We start from the raw sequence: 19,780 nt of genomic DNA, 5'->3' as shown, positions 1-19,780 counted from the left end.
AGCAGAATTGCGCGTAAGCCGGATGAGAGGCCCACGCCTCACATCCGGCAAATACGCATCAGAACCCGAGGCTATCCAGCAGGTCGTCAACCTGATCCTGACTTGCCACTACACCGGCTTTCGAGGCGTCAACCTGCGGGCCGTTAAGCAAGCTTTCGTTTTCACGTTTTGGACGAGCGCCCTGTTCCGGAATGTTTTCCAACAGAACCATCAGCAGCTGACGTTCAATTTCCTGGATAACATCCATCATGCGCTTGATGACCTGTCCGGTGAGATCCTGGAAATCCTGCGCCATCATGATGTCCAGCAGCTGGGCATTGGTAAAGCTGGTATGTCCAGGTACATCACCAAGGAACTGACGGGTATCGGTGACCAGTTCACGGGCGTCGGAGAGTTCGATCGGATTTTCGAACCATTCATCCCAGCGTTTAGTCAGGTCTTTGGCCCCTTTTTCCATCGCGTCCTGATGCGGCTGCGAAGCTTCTACGCTGTTTAGCGCACGCTCCGCCGCCTGCGCGGTCATCTGTACAACGTAATCGAGACGATCGCGGGCATCAGGAATCGCTTCTGCCGCTTCGGCAATGGCCTGATCCAGCCCCAGTTCACGCAGGCTGTCGCGCAGCATTCGGGTCAAACTGCCGATGCGCGCGATGATGTCCCCTGCAGAGTGTTCGTCAGCAGGTTTAATTTGTGGTTGCATCATCATCACACCCTCACATGCCCAGTTTCTCAAAGATTTTATTCAGTTTTTCTTCCAGCGTCGCCGCCGTGAACGGTTTCACGACATAGCCACTGGCACCTGCCTGTGCTGCCGCAATGATGTTCTCTTTTTTCGCTTCTGCCGTGACCATCAGCACCGGCAGAGAAGCCATCCCGCCATCGGCACGGATGGTTTTCAGCAGTTCCAGTCCATCCATGTTCGGCATGTTCCAGTCAGAAATAACAAAACCGAATCCCCCAGCCTGCAGCTTGTTCAGCGCATCCACGCCGTCTTCAGCCTCTTCAACATTGTTGAATCCCAGCTCTTTAAGCAGGTTACGCACGATGCGACGCATGGTGGAAAAGTCATCCACAACCAAAAACTTAAGCTCTTTATCCGCCATAAAAATAAACTCCTGATTCAAATACGTATTGCCTGTCCGGCACTAATTTTCACCAGCATTTGCTGGCTCACCTGGCTAAGATCGACCACTTCGCTTACGCCACCCATATTGATGGCCTCGCGCGGCATGCCGAACACCACACAACTTGCTTCGTTTTGCGCAATGGTCCAGGCTCCCGCCTGATTCATCGCTAACATTCCGGCTGCGCCATCGTTGCCCATACCGGTCAGGATCACCCCGACGGCATTGCGCCCCGCATGTTTCGCCACCGAATGGAACAGCACATCCACTGAGGGCCGATGCCGATTAACCGGCGGACCGTCATGAATTTTGATTTGATAGTTCGCGCCGCTGCGCGCCAGTTCCATATGCTTGTCGCCCGGCGCGATATACGCATGCCCCGGGAGTACGCGCTCTCCGTCTTCTGCCTCTTTCACGGTTATCTGGCACAGTTTGTTCAGACGTTCGGCAAATGAACGGGTAAACCCTGGCGGCATATGCTGGGTAATAAGAATACCGGGGCTTGAAAGTGGCAATGGCTGGAGTACATGGCGAATTGCCTCTGTTCCTCCGGTTGACGCCCCAATCACCAGCAGCTTTTCCGAACTGAGTAACGGCCCTGCTTTCAAGGTCGTCGGTGCCGCCATGGGCTTATGGGCCGCCAGTTTTGCGCGCGATGCGGTGCGGATCTTTTCAGCAATCATCTCGCTATACGCCAGCATCCCTTCGCGGATCCCCAGTTGCGGTTTGGTGACAAAATCAATCGCCCCCAGTTCCAAGGCCCGCAGCGTGACCTCTGAACCTTTGCCGGTCAGTGAAGAAACCATCACCACAGGCATTGGACGCAGGCGCATCAACTTCTCCAGGAAGTCGAGGCCGTCCATGCGCGGCATTTCCACGTCCAGCGTCAGGACGTCGGGATTGTATTTTTTGATTAAATCCCGGGCGACCAACGGATCCGGCGCCGTCGCCACCATTTCCATATCACTGTGGCTGTTAATAATTTCGGTCATGATTTGACGCATCAATGCAGAATCATCTACCGACAACACCCTGATTTTACTCATGCTTTATCCTTACCTGGCGCATGCGCATACACGGTCTGTCCACGCAGGCTAAACTCGCGCACAAGGTTGCTAAAGTTTTCTGAATGACCTGCAAACAGCAGCCCGTCAGGTTTAAGAAGTGGAACAAAACGGTGCAAAATGTCCTGTTGTGTCGTTTTATCGAAATAGATCATCACGTTACGACAAAATATGGCATCAAAAGGGCCAGGCACGTTGTACTGCTTATCCAGTAAGTTCACGCTGGAAAATTCAACATGACCTGCCAGTTCCTGCCTAACGCGTACCAGTCCTTCATGCGGCCCGGTGCCGCGCATGAAATAACGCTGCAACTGCTGGGGTGACAGCGTCTTTAGCTCATCGAGGCGGTAAATGCCGTTTCTGGCCTTTTCCAGCACTTCGGTATCAATGTCGCTGGCAAAAACGCGCCAGCGGCCCGGTGCCATACCTAAGGTATCGGCAAGCGTAATCGCAATGCTGTAGGGTTCTTCTCCGGTTGACGCCGCCGCGCTCCAGACGCGGTATTCACCGCTGCGCCGACGAGCGTGATCTGACAGCACCGGAAAATGATGCCCTTCGCGAAAAAACGCGGTCAGGTTGGTAGTCAGGGAGTTAATAAAAGCCTGCCACTCAGCACTGTTCTGGTTAGCTTCCAGCATGCTGAGATAGCGACCAAAGTCATCCAGCCCCAGGGTACGCAGTCGACGAACCAGGCGGTTATAAACCATGTCCCGCTTATGGTCGGCCAGTACGATCCCCGCACGCTGGTAGATTAATTGACATATCCGACGAAAATGCGCGTCAGACAGCGCGAGGCGCTGTGTCATCTGTAACAATAATGACGTTTGCCCGGAGGGCAGAGATGATGTCATAGCGCCTTCTCAATCACATTCAGGATACAACGGGCGCAACCTGAGGCTGCGCCAACTCTTGTTTTGCTACGGTTTGCTCTTCAAGTTTAAAAAATGCGACACAAGCAGAAAGATGATCGGCCTGCGTGGCAAGTTGTCCGGCGGCGGATGCGGCTTCTTCCACCAGACCGGCGTTTTGCTGCGTCACGGAGTCCATCTGGCTGACGGCCTGCGCCACCTGCTCAATGCCTCTGCGCTGTTCATCGGATGCCGAGGCAATCTCGCCCATGATGTCGTTAACCCGGGTCACCGAACTGACAATTTCCGTCATAGTGCGCGACGCCATATCCACCAGCTGCGAGCCCTGATGCACCCGGGTGACAGATTCCTCAATCAGTCCCTTAATTTCTTTCGCCGCCTGTGCGCTACGGCTTGCCAGATTGCGCACCTCACCAGCGACGACGGCAAAACCACGCCCTTGCTCCCCCGCCCTAGCAGCTTCTACCGCGGCATTCAACGCCAGGATATTGGTCTGGAAGGCAATGCTGTCAATCACGCCGATGATGTCGCCGATTTTCTGCGAGCTGGCAGAAATCTCATGCATGGTGCTGGCGACCCGGGACGTCTGCTCGCCACCTTTATGCGCTGTGTCTGCCGCACTTTTGGCGATTCCTGACGCCTGGCGCGCATTATCAGCGTTCTGGCCGACGGTGGCGGTCAGTTGCTCCATGCTGGCCGCCGTTTGCGCCAACGCGGCCGCCTGCTGTTCGGTTCGCGAAGATAAATCGTTATTGCCCATCGCAATTTCTGAAATACCGCTATGCATGGCTGAGCTGCCCTGACGAACGTCACTTACCGTTTCGCGTAACGCCTTTTGCATCTTCTGCAGGCTGGCAAAAATGGCCGAGATCTCATTGCGCCCATAAACCGCTACCGGTCGTGCCAGGTTCCCCGCGGCAATATTGTCGAAATGGCTGCCAATAATCGCCAGCGGCTGAACGATCATCTTGCGCGACCAGAACAGCGCACCGCTGGTGAGCAGTGCCGCCAGTACCACCATGGTGGCGAAAATCACCCCCGACATGTGGTAATTGCGCTGACTCTGCTCTCCCGCCGTTTGCAACACGCTGTCGATGTTGCTCTGCCACGCATTCACATTCGCATCAAAAGCATCTTGAGCCGCCTGCACCGGCGCGGTCAGAAAATCTGACAACTGATTATTTTCAAGCCAGGTGGCCTGATGCGCGAGAGCGCTGTGCCACTGGCTGAAACTATTCTCCGTTGCGCCAAACAGCGCCTTGCCTTGCTCCGTCGAATCCGACGTCGCCATAAAGCGTTTAAACATCAATTCAGACTGCGCCAGGCTATCGCGCGCGAGGGTCATCAGCGTTTTGATGTCCTCTGGCGGATAGCTCAGGGCGGTCAGCGTCCCTGCCTTATTAAGGGCCGTACTGGCCTGTAATAACACAGCGCGGGTTTGGGCCAGCGCAGCGCGTTGCTGATTACTCCGTTCGACCTGATTCAGGTTCTGAAAACCGTCCCGAAATGCCCAGAAGGACAAGCCATTACTGCCAATCTGCAAAACACCGCAGAGGATTAAAATCAAAAACAGCGTGGTCGAAATTCGAATACGATTAAACATCAACGCTCCCATTGGGCGGCACTGGCCGCGGTTTAACTATCAGTCAAAATGTTTCCCAATTCGTATCTTGTTCAATGCTCTGGCGCGGATAGGATGCGCTCGGGGCTGCTGGTAATCGTGTATCGCGTGGTTTTGTCGAGGCCGGACGTGACGCAAGACGGAAAGTCGATACCGACTGCGTTAAGCGACTGGCCTGTTCTTCAAGAGCGGCCGCTGCGGCAGCTGACTCCTGTACCAAAGAGGCGTTCTGCTGCGTAACGCGATCCATTTCAGAGACCGCGAGCGCAACCTGATCAATCCCCCGGCTTTGCTCGTCAGATGCCGAGGCAATCTCGCCCATAATGTCGGTCACCCGCGTCACGGCATTGACAATATCGTTCATTGTTTCGCCGGCGCTTTCTACCAGTACGGAACCGGTATCAACCCGGGAAACGGAATCTTCAATCAATGCTTTGATCTCTTTCGCCGCCTGCGCACTGCGACTTGCCAGATTACGCACTTCACCCGCTACCACGGCAAAGCCGCGGCCTTGCTCACCGGCGCGTGCTGCTTCAACTGCCGCGTTCAGTGCGAGAATATTGGTCTGAAAGGCAATGCCATCGATGACGCTGATGATGTCGGCGATTTTCTTCGAGCTATCGGCGATTTCGTGCATGGTGTTCACCACGCTATCAACCACTTTGCCGCCATGCTGCGCGGTATCGGACGCGCTTTTCGCCAGTTGCGAGGCCTGACGCGCGTTGTCCGCGTTTTGCTTCACGGTTGCCGTCAGCTGTTCCATGCTGGCTGCGGTCTCTTCCAGTGCAGACGCCTGCTGTTCCGTACGAGATGAAAGGTCGGTGTTCCCGCTGGCAATTTCGCTGGTACCGGAATAAATCGCATCAGAGCCTTCACGCACCAGAGTGACGGTTTCCGTCAGCGAGCGCTGCATATGATCAACCGTACTGGCCAGCTCGCCGATTTCGTTACGGCCACTAACGGCGAGAGTTGCGGTCAGGTTACCGCTGGCGATTTCCCGGATATGGGCAATGACACGGGACAGAGGATTAAGCAGGGTATGACGGATGCCATACCAGACCACCACCAGAATCAGCACCAGCACCACGGCCAGCACGCCAAGCTGCCATTGGGCGAAATGGTAATCCCGTGCGCTTTGATCAAATGCCTGGACGTAAAGCTTTTCGCTAACGCTGGCGTACTTGCCCAGCGCCTCGCCGAGCGCGTTTTGCATTCCCTGCGTGGGCTGCGCGAAGTAGGCGTCCATATTGCCGCTTTCCAGAAACTGAACCAGTTCTGCCAGGGCCGCATGGTACTGCTGATATTTTTCCTCAACGTTGCCGCTGGCTTCTGCCATTTCCGGCAACGGTGTGATGTTTTTAAATTTTTCGTAATGCGTTTCAGCCTGCGCCAGCGATGCTTTCGCATTCTTCAGCAGATCGTTTTTAGCGCTGCTTTGCTGGTTAGACGCATCCATCATCATGCGCGCAGAAGAACGGCTTAAATTGATTCGTGTCTGCAGCATCAGATCCCATGTTGAGGTAAGTTCACTTTGCTGCTGTCGAAGATCGTTAGAAATAACAAAACTTTGCTGATTCTGCTGCAATGAAGAAAACAACAGACCACCGGAAACAAGCTGTAGCAGTGCGAAAACCCCCAGCACCATCATCAGCATTGTGACAACGCGGATACGGTTAAACATAAGGCACCTTCCTGAAAACGAGTTATCAACGTTATCGGCACTCGCTGAGATAACTTTACGTTTGCGAAAAGGAAATCCTGAAGGGATGTGAAGCCTGGCGAGGGGAAGATAAAACGGGTGCGCAGCAACCACAAATCATTCACATAAAAACACCATAATTATCATGTAAATAACATTTATTTTCATCGGTGAGCACGGTCAGAATGGCCGAAATACGCATTTTTATGTGATTGAGATCACACATACGCATCGTAAATACCACAACAAAATGGATAAAAAATTAAAAAAAGTTGTATCCGTTTACGCTTTAATCCAATTTATACGATGAATACCTCGTTACCACTTAATAAGTATAAAAAATGAGTAACCGATCAATAAATGTTAAATCCTTACTGAGGGCTTTTTAGTGGCAAATGCAAACAAACTCACGTTGTTTATCGTGATCTTCATGCTGGCGGGGATCCTGTCGGGTGCGGTGATCCACTCTTATGCCTCCCCCGGCGTCGTGACCGCCTGGGCCGATAACATTACGCTTCTTACCGACATCTTTTTACGCCTGATTAAAATGGTGATCGCGCCTTTAGTATTCAGCACCCTGACCGTTGGTATTATGCGCCTGGGAGAAACGTCCACCATCGGTCGTGTGGGCGGCAAAGCGATGATCTGGTTTATCAGCTCTTCTATACTGTCTATCCTGGTCGGTCTGTTTGTGGTTTCCCTTGAGCAACCCGGCAGCGGGTTGAACCTGGCGATCCCGCTGGAAGCCACCGACACCGGCCTGGCCGTAGGCGGCATGAGCCTGAAAGGTTTTCTGACGCATACCATTCCAACCAGCATCGCCGAAGCGATGGCTAACAATGAGATCCTGCAAATTGTGGTGTTCTCAATGTTCTTCGGTATTGGCGGCGCATCCCTTGGTGAGAAATTCAACGCCCCGCTGGTTGCGGCGCTGGATGTGGTTTCCCATATTATGCTCAAAGTGACCGGCTACGTGATGTACGTTGCGCCGCTGGCAATTTTTGCCGCCATCTCCTCTGTTATCTCTACCCAGGGTTTGGGGATTCTGCTCAACTATGCCTCGTTCATCGGCGGCTACTATGTGGCTATTTTGCTGACCTGCCTGGTTCTGCTGGCTGTGGGTTATGTGATGCTAAAAAAAGAGGTATTCCGCCTGGTGAGCATGCTGAAAGACCCGGTTCTGGTCGCCTTCACCACCAGCAGTTCCGAAGCCGCTTATCCGAAAACGCTGGAGCAATTAACTAAATTTGGCTGCTCACCCAACATCGTGTCATTCGTGCTGCCTATCGGTTATTCGTTTAACCTGGTCGGTTCCATGGTCTATTGTTCATTTGCCTCCATGTTTATCGCTCAGGCCTATAATATTCACCTCTCCTTCGCAGAAATCACCGTCCTGATGCTGACGCTGATGCTGGCGTCCAAAGGGATTGCCGGTGTGCCGCGTTCAGCACTGGTAGTGCTGGCTGCAACCATCCCGAGCTTTAACATTCCGGTCGCCGGGATCCTGTTGCTGATGGGAATTGACCACTTCCTGGATATGGGACGTTCAGCAATCAACGTATTAGGTAACGGGATTGCAACGGCGATGCTGGCGCAGGATGAAGGTTTACTGGAAGAAGAACCGGAGCTGGTTGAGCGGGAAGCGTAAGAGGGAAATCTGCCGGATGCGCTACGCTAATCCGGCCTGCAACAGCAATCATTGTAGGCCGGATGAGTTATGGCGATTATGCGACGTGGGAAGCGGCAATATCCAGCAGCGCCATTTCTTCGCTGTTCAGCAGCTTCTCAATGTTGACCAGAATCAGCATCCGGTCACCCAGCGCACCCAATCCCGTCAAATATTCCGTCGACAGCGTGACCGCAAACTCCGGTGCCGGACGGATTTGATCCGTTGTCAGCGACAGCACATCCGAGACGCCATCTACCACAATTCCAACCACCCGCTGACCCAGATTCAGCACAATCACCACTGTGTTTTCGTTGTAATCCACATCGCTCTGGCTAAATTTCACGCGCAGGTCGACGATAGGCACAATCACACCACGCAGGTTTGTGACGCCTTTGATAAACGCAGGCGTGTTAGCGATGCGCGTCACCTGATCATAACCACGGATTTCCTGCACTTTCAGGATATCGATACCGTACTCTTCATCCCCCAGCGTAAACACGAGGAATTCCTGACCTGACGGTTCGCCGGCCAGTTTAGTTACATTACTCATACCGGTCATATTATTCCCTTCTCACTCAATCAGGCGGCTGTGATCGCCACACGTTGTTCGCGGTTTAACCCCTGCAATGCAGAGACATCGACAATCAGCGCGACGCTGCCGTCGCCGAGGATCGTTGCAGCAGAAATACCTGGCACTTTGCGGTAGTTGCTTTCCAGGTTTTTGACCACCACCTGGTGTTGACCAATTAACTGATCCACCAGCAGCGCATAGCGACGCCCTGCACTTTGTAAAATGACCACTATGCCCTGAGTCGCTTCAGTTTTAGCGCCTTCAACCTCAAAGACTTTCCACAACTCAACCAGTGGTAAATATTCGCCACGCACTTCCAGAACGCGCTCTCCTCCGGCCAGCGGATGGAGATCTTCTTCGCGCGGTTGCAGCGATTCCATAACGGCATTCAGTGGCAGAATGAAGACCTCATCGGCCACACGCACGGACATCCCGTCGAGGATCGCCAGCGTCAGCGGCAGCAGAATGCGAATAGTGGTCCCCTGTCCCTGTTTAGACTGGATCTCGACATGGCCGCCCATCTCCTGGATATTTCGCTTCACCACATCCATACCCACGCCGCGTCCGGAAACATCCGTTACCTGTTCGGCGGTCGAAAAACCTGGCGCGAAGATCAGCATACCCACTTCGTCATCGCTCATGTTTTCGTGGATCGGCATGCCCTGAGAGACAGCTTTAGCCAGGATACGTTCGCGGTTCAGGCCAGCGCCATCATCGGTCACTTCAATACAAATATTCCCGCCCTGATGCTCCGCGGAAAGCGTCAGATTGCCGATTGGGCTTTTGCCGGATTCAAGGCGTTTTTCCGGCAATTCGATACCATGGTCGAGGCTGTTACGCACCAGGTGCGTCAACGGATCGATGATGCGTTCAATCAGGCTCTTATCGAGTTCGGTTGAACTACCTACCTGCGTCAGCTCAACCTGTTTACCCAGCTTACCGGCCAGATCGCGCACCAGACGAGGGAAACGGCTGAACACGTACTCCATTGGCATCATACGAATCGACATCACCGACTCTTGCAAATCTCGGGCGTTACGTTGTAACTGACCCATACTGGTGATGAGATCGCCATGATTGACAGGATCCAGTTCGTTAGAGCGCTGGGCCAGCATCGACTGGGTGATCACCAACTCGCCAACCAGGTTAATAAGCTGATCAACCTTTTCTACCGCTACGCGGATACTGGTCGACTCGCTGGCGCGGGCGGGTTTTTCACGTTCCGCGCGGCTATGTGGTGCTTCACTGGCGGTAGCTTTCACCGCAGGTGCCACAGCAACCGGCTGCGGCTCAGTGACAACTGCTACCTCTTCAGTTGCCACAGGCGCTGCGCTGACGGTTTCGAATTCAATTTGGTCCGCTTCAATGACAAAGCAAAGCACCGCGATGATGTCATCTTCTGCGAGGTTGCCATCAAGCGTTGCTGATAACGTGTCGCTTCCTTTTACCACATCGGTTAAGGTCGCCAGATTCCCCAGTTCCTCTTCCAGTAAATCCACTTCGCTGGCTTTCAGGCGCGAGAGAGTAATGCGTTTTTTGCTCTCTTCACTGGCGGGTTCAGGCTTTGCAACCGCCTCTTCCTGCATCGCGGCGCTGTCAACAACGCTAAGTTTTGCTGAGTTGACAACTGCCGGTGCGGTTTCACCTTTCGCTTCGAGCGCTAACTGCCGTAACGCCTGGCAGATGTACTCAAAACTGTCGGCATCAGGCTCCACTGAGCTTTTATAGGCGTCGAGCTGTTCCTGCATAATATCTTTCGTTTCCAAAAACAGGTTGATAATGTCGGCATTGAGCTGCATCTCGCCACGCCGCGCTTCATCCAGCAGGTTTTCCATCAGATGGGTCGTTTCCTGCAAAATGGTAAAGCCGAAGGTGCCCGCCCCGCCTTTAATCGAGTGCGCTGCACGAAAAATGGCATTCAGCTGTTCGGAATCCGGGGCTTCAGGAACCAAATCAAGCAGGTGTTGCTCCATATCAGCCAACAGTTCGTCAGCTTCATCAAAAAATGTCTGATAAAAATCGCTAATATCCATGCTCACGCTATCACCTCGGATTGGCTGGTGGCGATGTGGGAACGCTTACCGGCGGGAGTTCCGCTGGCCGTTGTAAGACACTTACCGGCTCATTCTGGCTTTCAGCGTTTTCATGCAAAATGGCCTCTTCTGCCTGCTTATTGAGAACCAGCAGGCTAATACGGCGGTTGATAGCGTCTTCAGGACCGCGATCGCTCAGACGCATCGTGGCGGCCATACCTACCACACGTAATACTTTTCCATCATCCAGACCGCCGCTAACCAGCTCGCGACGCGATGCATTTGCGCGATCGGCAGACAATTCCCAGTTGCTGTACCCTTTCTCACCATTCGCGTAAGGGTAATCATCCGTGTGACCGGAAAGGCTGATCCGGTTAGGGATCCCGTTGAGCACTGGGGCAATCGCGCGCAGGATATCGCGCATGTAGGGCTCAACTTCAGCGCTACCGGTCTTAAACATCGGTCGATTCTGACTGTCGATAATCTGTATCCGCAGCCCTTCCTGAACTAAATCAATCTTTAAATGCGGACGCAGCGCTCGCAGTTTGGGATCGGATTCAATCAGTTGATCGAGATCGCCGCGAAGTTTGCTCAAGCGGCTCTGTTCCATACGTTTTCTCAGGTCATCAATATTCGGCTGCTTGTTCACCTCGCCCTGCTGCTGGGTGTAATCATCCCCGCCGCCTGGAATCGGGCTTTGGCTATTCGAAATACGATTTCCCCCGGTCACTGCGGTGGCCAACGGTGTACGGAAATATTCGGCAATCTGGATCAATTCTTTAGGGCTGGAAATAGAAATGAGCCACATCACCAGAAAGAAGGCCATCATTGCGGTCATAAAATCGGCGTAGGCGATTTTCCACGAGCCGTGCGCCCCACCACCGTGATTCTTATGTTTGCGTCGCTTTACAACGATAATGGGATGGGCCTGATTTTTCATGCGTCCTCGGTCGTCTGTTGCGCAGTTGGATTTCTCACCGCACGAACATGTTCTTCCAGTTCGATAAACGAAGGACGTTCGCTGGAGTACAGTGTCTTACGACCAAATTCAACGGCAATCGGCGGCGCGTAACCATTCAGATTGGAGAGCAGCGTTATCTTCACGCACTGCATCATTTTGGTTGTTTCAGCGCTTTTCTGTCGCAGAACGCTGGCAAGCGGAGAAATAAATCCATAGGCCAGCAAAATACCGAGGAATGTTCCCACCATCGCATGCGCAATCAACGCACCCAGCTCTGCTGCCGGGCGGTCGGCAGAAGCCAGCGCATGCACAACACCCATAACGGCCGCGACGATCCCGAATGCCGGTAGCGAGTCGCCAACCATCGCCAGGCTATTCGCCGGAACTTCGGCTTCGCTCTCATGAGTCTCAATTTCTTCGTCCATCAGCGCTTCAATCTCAAACGTATTCATGTTGCCGCTGATGATCAGTCGCAGATAATCGACAATAAAATCAAGCATCACGGCATCCGCAAGAATGCGCGGATAGCTGGCGAAGATTTCACTTTCTTTTGGGTTTTCGATGTCGCGTTCAAGCGAGAACATGCCCTGTTGACGTGACTTGGCCATCAGGCGATACAAGAGCGCCAGCAGATCCATATACATCGCTTTGGTGTATTTCGAACGACGGAAAAGCAACGGGATCGCTTTCATCGTCCCTTTGATGGCTTTCCCGTTATTGCCGACGATGAATGCCCCAATACCCGCACCACCGATAATCACCAGCTCAGCCGGTTGATAGAGTGCCCCAAGGTGTCCGCCGGTCATCATGTAACCGCCGAAAACTGTACCAATAACAACCAGGTAACCTAATAAGATAAGCACGACATCATCCTTTCGCAATTGACTATGACAGGATGCGCAGTCGGGCAATTAACGTAAGGTCAGGACAAAAAAAAGCAGCGGTAATCGCTTACCGCTGCTGGAGTGTTCATCCACACCGTATCAGTTAAACAGCCTGTTCGATCTGTTCATCCAGCAGTTGTGGAATAATATCGGCAGCATTCTGGGAAAGTTTACGTCTTTTTACGGCCCGTGATGGCGGTTGGCATAAACTACAGGCAAAGCTGCCTGCGGGTTGGTGTGCGTGGGTGATAAAATTCCCACCGCAGCAATTGCATTGGGACAACTCCAGCAATCCGCTGTCGACAAATCGCACCAGCGTCCACGCGCGGGTTAACGCCAACAATGGCCCTTCTTCAGGCTGCGGACACTGCTCAAGATATAACCGATACGCCTTGATCACGGCATCCACGCCGCTACAGAGACCCGTTTTGAGCAGGAATTGCCATGCATTGCAAAACATCGACGCATGAATATTTTGTTCCCACGTCATAAACCAGTCGGTGGAAAACGGGAGCATCCCTTTTGGCGGAGGACTACCGCGTAATTCTTTGTACAGCTTGATTAATCGACCACGGCTTAATTGCGTTTCGCTTTCCAGCATTTGCAAACGGGCGCCCAATGTGATTAATTCCATTGCTAACTGGATATCACGCGCTTCCTGAACAATGCTTTTTTCGCTCATCATCAAGCCCTTTTCTTACGTGCTGCATCATCGATGTCGCTTAACAGGCGTGTTGAAAGCATGATACCAGTATGAATTTGCTGAAGATCGTCAACGCGGGAGTCTTGCGTCAGGCGAGTAACAGTCTGGTGATCGTCGAAACGGAAATGACATACCAGTTGGTTTGTTTCGGCCAGTTTGACCATTTGAGGAAGTGTTAATGTTGCCAACGTGTCCGCCATTTCCTCGCTGATACCAAGGCGAAACATCGCAGATGCTTTGTCCTGAACGATCAAACGCTGTGCAAGCAATAAATATGACAAATTGATGTCATAGATGTGTTTCAGCAACTCGGATGTATGCATTATTTGCATCCATAATAACCAACATTGTTTTCATGCGGTAAAACCGCACCCCGTGATGTCGCCGGGAAGGCCCGGTAAAAAAAAGCAAAAGGTCAAATACATAGCAGCGTGACGACACTTACGCGTTGTCTAAACATTCCCTTTTAAGAAGGCAGCGTCCCTTACAAGCTCACATCAATTCTTACAAATGTCTAAGATTTTTCCTAATTCGACGCAACTCTACCCGCCGTCAGTTACACATACAACGGAGGTATGCTGCGAATTTAAAGAATATGTGATCAAGATCACATAAACCAGCCAAACACTTAACATAAATCCATCAGCGCAGCTTTTACTTTGCTTATTTTTTAATCCGCAATCATCTATTTCAATTCCTGATGTACGAATATTCTTGCAATAAAACCGAATAGTATTTTGTTCACATCCGTTAATATCACGCCGTGAAATAGCGAGCTGGATCACATATTTAACTCAAAAAACTTTTTTAATTAAATTCTTTAGAAACAATAAGTTAAATATTTAGAGTGATTAATTAATACCGCGATGTGACGACCTTTCAAATGTTAATATATGTTTAATTTTTATTAACACATTGTTTTCATTAGCGGTGGGTTTCACTTAAGTAACCTGAACATATCTGCAACTAATATGAATCGATTATTCTATTTATAAGAATAATTAATGAATAATCATGATGACATTCACACTATCGAGGCGGGAAACGTTGCAGTATGGGGTAAGCTGAGTAAAGCTGAAAAGCCCTCTCATAATTCTTGAAAAAAAGGAGCGAGTTATGAGCTATTCGCACATTCTTGTTGCTGTTGCCGCCACCCCTGAAAGTCAGCAGTTGTTAGACAAGGCGGTTTCTATCGCTCGCCCTGTCAACGCCCGAATTAGCCTGATTACGCTGGTCTCAGACCCCGAACTGTATAACCAGTTTGCTGCCCCCATGCTGGAAGACCTGCGTGAAGTGATGCAGGAAGAGACTCAGGATTTTATCGACAAACTTAGCAAAGAAGCAGAATACCCCATTGAGCATACCTTTATTACCTATGGGGCTCTGAATGAACATATCCTGGATGTGTGCCGCAAACACGCCATTGATCTGGTCATTTACGGCAACCATAACCACAGTTTTTTTTCGCGCGCTTCCTGTTCAGCGAAAAGCGTGATTCATACCAGCCAGGTGGACGTTCTTCTGGTTCCGCTAGCTGGAGATTAATCCACAGTGCCACGACTTCATGCGAGTTTAGAACAGGAAGAGATATTGTCTGGCAGTTGGCATTGACTCCGACGCGGCGTGACCGTTTTAAGATCGCAAATGAACGTCGCCTGCCAGTTGTCGATATCGTTTTTAACGATAGTCTCAAGCATTTCAGCGTGGCGCGAGATACGTTCGGTAAGTGGCATCGTCAGCGCCTGGTTTAATGCGCCTGCCACTTCATCCCGGTCATAAGGATTAACAATAAGCGCGGAGGTTAGCTCGTTCGCCGCCCCGGCAAATTGCGATAAAACCAGCACGCCAGGGTTAGCAGGATCCTGTGCGGCCACAAACTCTTTCGCCACCAGGTTCATACCATCGCGCAACGGGGTCACCAACCCTACATCAGAGTAGCGGAAGATCTTCATCAGCAATTTACGATCAAAATACTGGTTCAGATAGTAAAGCGGCGTCCAGCCCAGTTGCCCATATTTGCCGTTGATTCGCCCAGCCTCTGTTTCCAGTTGGTGGCGAATATCCTGATAGGCCTGCACCTCTTCACGCGAGGTCGGTGCTATCTGCGTATAGCGAATTTTACCGTGGTGCTGCGGATAATGTTCCAGTAAGGCCTCATAGGCCTGAAAGCGCTCCGGCAAGCCTTTGGAGTAATCCAGACGCTCCACGGAGAAAATATTCTGCACATTTTTAAGCTCCGCTTTTAGCTGTGCCAATTTTGGTGGCAGCGGACCGGACGCCTGTCGAGCAATCTCATCCGGTTCAATACCGATGGGATAAACCTGAGTGCGAAACGCTTTTCCCCATGCCAGGTGCTGCTTATCTTTATGCGTGGACACCCGAGTCTGGGCTGCGAGACAGTCCAGAAAAGCCTGACGATCGTTTTCGGTCTGGAAACCAAGCAAATCAAAATCACACATTTGCTCAAGCAGCGCCAGATGTGGCGGGAGCGCATTAAAAATTTCCGGCGTCGGAAAAGGAATATGCAGGAAAAAACCGATGCGATTGCGCACGCCGCGCTTACGTAGCTCGCAGGCAAACGGCAACAGATGGTAATCATGAACCCAAATAATGTCGTCATCGCCAAGCAACGGCAGAAGTTTATCTACCAGTAAGGCATTAACCCGTTGGTAACCTTCCCAGGCAGAGCGCTGAAACTGAACTAAATCCAATCGATAGTGAAACGCGGGCCATAAAACCGCATTTGAAAACTGGCAGTAATACTCTTCGTAATCTTGCTCACTCAAATTAAACGAGGCCCAGGTGATATTGCCACGGGTGACCTTTTTTAAAGGTTTATCCTCATTACCTGTATCACCACTCCAGCCAAACCATAAACCACCAGCAGCTTTTAACGCGCCCAGTACACCGACCGCGAGCCCACCCGCGCTCCCTTTGTCATCTGGTGAGGCGATACGATTAGATACTACGACTAAACGACTCATAGCCACCTCTTCTGTTATTCGTTGCTTTCGGTTCTTGCTGCGAAGAGTTATTTTTCTCCAGCCAGTGCCAGACATCCCTGACACCATCCAGACGCCATGTTGCCTGCGTCGGCCCGCTCCCTACCTTTACAGAAATACCGCCAGCGCGGTTAACTACAGCAAACCCTGTTTCATCTGTCAGATCATCACCGAAAAACACAGGGATCCGGCCAGCAAAAGGCGCTTCCTGCATAAATGCAGCTATCGCGTCGCCTTTATTACTGCCCTTAGGCTTTATTTCCACGACACATTTTCCGTGCTGCAGAGCAAGCTGCGGCCATCTGCGCGTGATGCGTTCAGCCAGCGTAACCAGCGCCGCTTCGTGTTCGGGTGCCTGGCGATAATGCAACGCGAAGGCCATGCCTTTGGTTTCAAGTGTTGTCCCCGGTAACGTCACCAACGCTGCGTGTAATAACGCCCCGGCTTCACGTTCGATACCTTCAGGCAGGTTTACTATGTGCGTTTGACCATTGATGTCACGGCGTTCTGCCCCATGCACTCCGGCAAGCGGAAAACGAAACGGAGTAGTGAGTGCGTCAAGCTCAACCATTGAGCGCCCTGAAATCAATGCCAGCGCATCCGCATTCTGCGTCGCTAACCGATGTAGACATTGCAGGATTGTCTTCGGGACAACGACCTGGTCGGGAAAAGGTTTAATCTCAGCAAGTGTCCCATCGAGATCAAAAAAGTAAGCACAGTTTGCAGATTGTTCAGGGGGTAAAGTCAGTGATGCTGTCACCCGGTTATCCTCCTCATCATGGTCAGAACGCCACGCGGATCGCGGCATATAGATGATGTATGACGGATATAAGTATAGACAGTGTGACCATGCTCGCCATTTGAAAAAACAATCGCCAGCCGGGTAGCGGCTGGCGACGGGCAGAAGCTAGACTAAAAAGTTGGGGTTTAAATCATCAAACGGTACGCTTCGCTTTTTGCTTGTAACGGTCGAAGATCACCGCCGCCAGCAGGATGAGGCCACGTACCACATACTGCGCGAACGGAGAGATATTCAGCAGGTTCATCGCATTCTCAACCGTCCCCAGGATCAACACCCCGGCCACCACATATGAGATTTTTCCGATGCCGCCTTTAAGCGAAACGCCCCCTAACACGCAGGCCGAAATAACGATCAACTCATAACCGATTGAGGTCATTGGCTGGCCGCTGGTCATACGCGATGCGAGGATAATCCCGGCAATGGCGGATACCAGACCGGAAAGAATAAAGATAATAATCTTGGTACGAACAACCGGAACCCCAGCCAGGCGCGCCGCCTCTTCATTGCCCCCAATGGCCAGTGTATTACGCCCAAACGTGGTTTTGTTCAGCAGTAAGCCAAAGACAATGAAACAAACGACCGTGATCCAGATAGGCGCCGGCAGACCAAACCAGTTAGCATAGCCGAGTGTGAAGAAACGCTCGTCTTCAATCCCGACTGCCTTACCGTCGGAGATAATATAGGCCAGACCACGTACAATCTGCATTGTCGCAAGAGTAGTGATCAGGGCGTTAATTTTTAACCGCGCAATCACGAACCCATTGACCAGGCCACACAGAATACCGAGTAGCAGCCCGGCAGCCACGCCAATCCACAGACTTTCGGTCATGTTAATGACTACGGCAGTGGTTACACCAGCACAGGCAATTACAGACGCGACAGACAGGTCGAAATCACCGGATGCCAGGCAAAACAGCATCCCGCAGGCAACCATACCCGACATCGATACCGCCAGCCCTAACCCCTTCATGTTGATGAAAGTCGCAAAGTTTGGCACAAAGAGGGAACAAACCAGGAACAGCACGGCGAACACCACCAGCATGCCGTATTGGTCCCAAATGCGGCCCAGATTTAGCGCCGACTTCGTTGCGCCAGAACCCGATGTAGAAACGGAAGACATCATACTCTCCTTATTCAGGCTACAGCCTGGCTGACTTTAGGCATAGCAAGGCTCAACGCCTGGCGCTCATCCGCCTGTTCATGAAGTAACTCACCGGCAATTTCACCTTCTCTCATCACCACAATACGGTCGGCGACACCGAGTACTTCTGGCAGGTCACTGGAAGCAAACAATACGGCCACACCGCGCGCTGCGAGGGCATAAATCACGTTGTAAATTTCATGCTTGGCGCCCACATCAATGCCGCGTGTAGGCTCATCCAACAAAATCACTTTCATCTCTTCCGATAACCAACGACCGAGAATAGCCTTCTGTTGATTACCCCCGGAGAGATTCATGATCAGTTGCTCTGCTCCCGGCGTTTTGATGTTGAGTGAACGAATATGGTGATCGGCATTGGTCTCTTCCCAGCCATTGTTGATCACGCATCCCCCCAGAACATGCTTACGCCGTGCACTAATGTTGATGTTGTTGCGCACTGAATGGACCGGAATAATCCCTTCGGCTTTACGATCCTCCGGGCACAGCATCATCCCCGCTTCAATGGCATGGCTTGGTTTACGGATATCGATAGGCTGTTCATCAATAAATACCTGGCCCGCCGTGATACGCGTACCGCCGAACAGCCCTTTCATTAATTCGCTACGTCCGGCCCCCACCAGGCCAAACAGCCCGACAATTTCACCGCTTCGCACGGATAAGCTGATTGGCGTACGCACGCCTGGAGCTTTGACTTCATGCAGCCGCAGACGCTCTGTGCCATACGGTCTGGATTTCCAGCCATAGATATCCCCGAGGTCGCGCCCGACCATCGCCTGCACCAGCGCATCGTGATCGACCTGCTGCATGTCCGTGAACGTTTTGACGTAATGACCATCTTTAAACACGGTGATGGCATCGCTGAGAGCAAAAATCTCCTCCATACGGTGCGAAACGTACAGAATGATGCGTCCTTCGTTGCGCAGCTCACGGATAACGCGAAACAGATTCTCAATCTCGCGAGCCGACAGGGAGCTGGTTGGTTCATCAAAGGCGATAATTTTGGCGTTTCGCGCCAGCGCTTTTGCAATCTCCACCATCTGCCACTGGCCAATGGAGAGGTATTTCAGTGGGGTATCGGGATCGATATCCATCCCCAGATGCTTCAGCTGGATTCCTGCTTCATAGTTCAGCAGCGAGCGGTTCACAATCCCGCCTTTGTGCGGTAACTGCCCTAAATAAATATTCTCGGCAACGGTCATTTCCGGGACGAGATGCAGTTCCTGATAAATAATGGCGACACCGGCGTTGAGTGCGGCAGTGGTATCCGCGAACGAAACTTCCTGTCCGCGGATCGTCAGAGATCCCGTTGTTGGCGCATAGTTACCGCTGAGAATTTTTAAGAGTGTTGATTTCCCGGCGCCATTTTCGCCCATCAGCGCATGCACCTGTCCGGCATAGCAATCGAAACTGATATCCGTCAGCGCCTTAACGCCCGGGAACGTTTTGCCAATGCCGCGAAATGAGAGATACGGGGTAGACTGTTGCATAACGTCTCCGTGAGTCAGGATTTTACCGGCCTGGAAAACCGCCGGACGTAGGCCCGGTAAGCACAGCGCCACCGGGCATTGCGCCGGAAGGCGGCTTCGCCTAATCCGGCCTACAACATCGCAGCACTT

At 52.0% G+C, this 19,780-nt stretch carries 18 protein-coding genes; 2 read left to right on the top strand and 16 right to left on the bottom strand.

Going from position 1 to position 19,780, the window contains the following annotated elements:
• Nucleotides 1-58: 58 nt before the first annotated feature.
• Genes cheZ through tar form a run of 6 tightly spaced genes read right to left on the bottom strand, consistent with a single transcriptional unit; the run spans nucleotide 59 to nucleotide 6,359 of the window.
• Nucleotides 59-703: a protein phosphatase CheZ gene (cheZ, locus tag SK35_RS10265; RefSeq protein ID WP_003034659.1), complete on the bottom strand. Its 645-nt coding sequence runs from the start codon at nucleotides 701-703 to the stop codon at nucleotides 59-61.
• A gap of 10 nt (nucleotides 704-713) precedes the next feature.
• Nucleotides 714-1,103, bottom strand: coding sequence for a chemotaxis response regulator CheY (cheY, locus tag SK35_RS10260; RefSeq protein ID WP_003034656.1), 390 nt, complete (start codon nucleotides 1,101-1,103; stop codon nucleotides 714-716).
• A gap of 17 nt (nucleotides 1,104-1,120) precedes the next feature.
• Nucleotides 1,121-2,170 (bottom strand): protein-glutamate methylesterase/protein-glutamine glutaminase, encoded by a 1,050-nt coding sequence (locus SK35_RS10255; RefSeq protein WP_003833872.1) that lies wholly within the window; start codon nucleotides 2,168-2,170, stop codon nucleotides 1,121-1,123.
• Complete coding sequence (cheR, locus tag SK35_RS10250; RefSeq protein ID WP_032943796.1) at nucleotides 2,167-3,039, bottom strand: protein-glutamate O-methyltransferase CheR; 873 nt, start codon at nucleotides 3,037-3,039, stop codon at nucleotides 2,167-2,169. The genes SK35_RS10255 and cheR overlap by 4 nt, the downstream gene beginning before the upstream one ends.
• Before the next feature lie 19 nt (nucleotides 3,040-3,058).
• Complete coding sequence (tap, locus tag SK35_RS10245) at nucleotides 3,059-4,660, bottom strand: methyl-accepting chemotaxis protein IV (protein WP_048216122.1); 1,602 nt, start codon at nucleotides 4,658-4,660, stop codon at nucleotides 3,059-3,061.
• Nucleotides 4,661-4,703: 43 nt separating this feature from the next.
• Complete coding sequence (tar, locus tag SK35_RS10240; protein WP_032941955.1) at nucleotides 4,704-6,359, bottom strand: methyl-accepting chemotaxis protein II; 1,656 nt, start codon at nucleotides 6,357-6,359, stop codon at nucleotides 4,704-4,706.
• 406 nt (nucleotides 6,360-6,765) lie between these two features.
• On the opposite strand from tar, the gene SK35_RS10235 reads away from it, so the two are divergent.
• Nucleotides 6,766-8,025, top strand: coding sequence for a dicarboxylate/amino acid:cation symporter (locus SK35_RS10235; RefSeq protein ID WP_003833882.1), 1,260 nt, complete (start codon nucleotides 6,766-6,768; stop codon nucleotides 8,023-8,025).
• Nucleotides 8,026-8,101: 76 nt separating this feature from the next.
• Here the strand turns inward: SK35_RS10235 and cheW are convergent, their stop codons facing one another.
• The 6 genes from cheW to flhD all read right to left on the bottom strand — a co-directional run bounded on the left by cheW (nucleotide 8,102) and on the right by flhD (nucleotide 13,521).
• Nucleotides 8,102-8,605 (bottom strand): chemotaxis protein CheW, encoded by a 504-nt coding sequence (gene cheW, locus SK35_RS10230; RefSeq protein ID WP_003034638.1) that lies wholly within the window; start codon nucleotides 8,603-8,605, stop codon nucleotides 8,102-8,104.
• Nucleotides 8,606-8,625: 20 nt separating this feature from the next.
• Complete coding sequence (gene cheA / locus SK35_RS10225) at nucleotides 8,626-10,656, bottom strand: chemotaxis protein CheA (RefSeq protein ID WP_048216121.1); 2,031 nt, start codon at nucleotides 10,654-10,656, stop codon at nucleotides 8,626-8,628.
• 4 nt (nucleotides 10,657-10,660) lie between these two features.
• Entirely contained in the window at nucleotides 10,661-11,590 is a 930-nt protein-coding gene (gene motB / locus SK35_RS10220; RefSeq protein WP_003034631.1) for a flagellar motor protein MotB, read from the bottom strand.
• Nucleotides 11,587-12,474, bottom strand: coding sequence for a flagellar motor stator protein MotA (gene motA / locus SK35_RS10215; RefSeq protein WP_003034628.1), 888 nt, complete (start codon nucleotides 12,472-12,474; stop codon nucleotides 11,587-11,589). Before motA ends, motB begins: the two co-directional genes overlap by 4 nt.
• Before the next feature lie 124 nt (nucleotides 12,475-12,598).
• Nucleotides 12,599-13,183 (bottom strand): flagellar transcriptional regulator FlhC, encoded by a 585-nt coding sequence (flhC, locus tag SK35_RS10210; RefSeq protein ID WP_008785071.1) that lies wholly within the window; start codon nucleotides 13,181-13,183, stop codon nucleotides 12,599-12,601.
• Nucleotides 13,180-13,521: a flagellar transcriptional regulator FlhD gene (gene flhD / locus SK35_RS10205; protein WP_003034622.1), complete on the bottom strand. Its 342-nt coding sequence runs from the start codon at nucleotides 13,519-13,521 to the stop codon at nucleotides 13,180-13,182. Before flhD ends, flhC begins: the two co-directional genes overlap by 4 nt.
• 793 nt (nucleotides 13,522-14,314) lie before the next feature.
• Between flhD and uspC the strand changes: the two genes are divergently transcribed.
• Entirely contained in the window at nucleotides 14,315-14,743 is a 429-nt protein-coding gene (gene uspC, locus SK35_RS10200; RefSeq protein ID WP_032943802.1) for a universal stress protein UspC, read from the top strand.
• A 17-nt stretch (nucleotides 14,744-14,760) separates the two neighbouring features.
• Here the strand turns inward: uspC and otsA are convergent, their stop codons facing one another.
• The 4 genes from otsA to araG all read right to left on the bottom strand — a co-directional run bounded on the left by otsA (nucleotide 14,761) and on the right by araG (nucleotide 19,651).
• Nucleotides 14,761-16,182, bottom strand: a complete 1,422-nt coding sequence (gene otsA, locus SK35_RS10195; protein ID WP_008785073.1) for an alpha,alpha-trehalose-phosphate synthase — start codon at nucleotides 16,180-16,182, stop codon at nucleotides 14,761-14,763.
• On the bottom strand, nucleotides 16,157-17,008 hold the full coding sequence (otsB, locus tag SK35_RS10190) for a trehalose-phosphatase (RefSeq protein WP_196239027.1): 852 nt from the start codon (nucleotides 17,006-17,008) through the stop codon (nucleotides 16,157-16,159). The genes otsA and otsB overlap by 26 nt, the downstream gene beginning before the upstream one ends.
• A gap of 127 nt (nucleotides 17,009-17,135) precedes the next feature.
• Nucleotides 17,136-18,122, bottom strand: a complete 987-nt coding sequence (gene araH, locus SK35_RS10185) for an L-arabinose ABC transporter permease AraH (protein ID WP_008785075.1) — start codon at nucleotides 18,120-18,122, stop codon at nucleotides 17,136-17,138.
• A 14-nt stretch (nucleotides 18,123-18,136) separates the two neighbouring features.
• Entirely contained in the window at nucleotides 18,137-19,651 is a 1,515-nt protein-coding gene (araG, locus tag SK35_RS10180) for an arabinose ABC transporter ATP-binding protein AraG (protein ID WP_003839135.1), read from the bottom strand.
• Nucleotides 19,652-19,780: the final 129 nt, after the last annotated feature.

Origin of the sequence: Citrobacter sp. MGH105 (assembly GCF_001037485.2) — a bacterium.
GTDB lineage: Bacteria > Pseudomonadota > Gammaproteobacteria > Enterobacterales > Enterobacteriaceae > Citrobacter > Citrobacter portucalensis.
This window is presented reverse-complemented; position numbering and strand designations above follow the sequence as displayed.

Coding starts and splice junctions, on each gene's coding strand:
- araH (WP_008785075.1), bottom strand. CDS start 18,122: ATGTCTTCCGTTTCTACATCGGGTTCTGGCGCAACGAAGTCGGCGCTA.
- otsA (WP_008785073.1), bottom strand. CDS start 16,182: ATGAGTCGTTTAGTCGTAGTATCTAATCGTATCGCCTCACCAGATGAC.
- otsB (WP_196239027.1), bottom strand. CDS start 17,008: ATGCCGCGATCCGCGTGGCGTTCTGACCATGATGAGGAGGATAACCGG.
- cheY (WP_003034656.1), bottom strand. CDS start 1,103: ATGGCGGATAAAGAGCTTAAGTTTTTGGTTGTGGATGACTTTTCCACC.
- tar (WP_032941955.1), bottom strand. CDS start 6,359: ATGTTTAACCGTATCCGCGTTGTCACAATGCTGATGATGGTGCTGGGG.
- cheR (WP_032943796.1), bottom strand. CDS start 3,039: ATGACATCATCTCTGCCCTCCGGGCAAACGTCATTATTGTTACAGATG.
- flhD (WP_003034622.1), bottom strand. CDS start 13,521: ATGCATACATCCGAGTTGCTGAAACACATCTATGACATCAATTTGTCA.
- uspC (WP_032943802.1), top strand. CDS start 14,315: ATGAGCTATTCGCACATTCTTGTTGCTGTTGCCGCCACCCCTGAAAGT.
- cheW (WP_003034638.1), bottom strand. CDS start 8,605: ATGACCGGTATGAGTAATGTAACTAAACTGGCCGGCGAACCGTCAGGT.
- tap (WP_048216122.1), bottom strand. CDS start 4,660: ATGTTTAATCGTATTCGAATTTCGACCACGCTGTTTTTGATTTTAATC.
- araG (WP_003839135.1), bottom strand. CDS start 19,651: ATGCAACAGTCTACCCCGTATCTCTCATTTCGCGGCATTGGCAAAACG.
- motB (WP_003034631.1), bottom strand. CDS start 11,590: ATGAAAAATCAGGCCCATCCCATTATCGTTGTAAAGCGACGCAAACAT.
- SK35_RS10255 (WP_003833872.1), bottom strand. CDS start 2,170: ATGAGTAAAATCAGGGTGTTGTCGGTAGATGATTCTGCATTGATGCGT.
- cheZ (WP_003034659.1), bottom strand. CDS start 703: ATGATGCAACCACAAATTAAACCTGCTGACGAACACTCTGCAGGGGAC.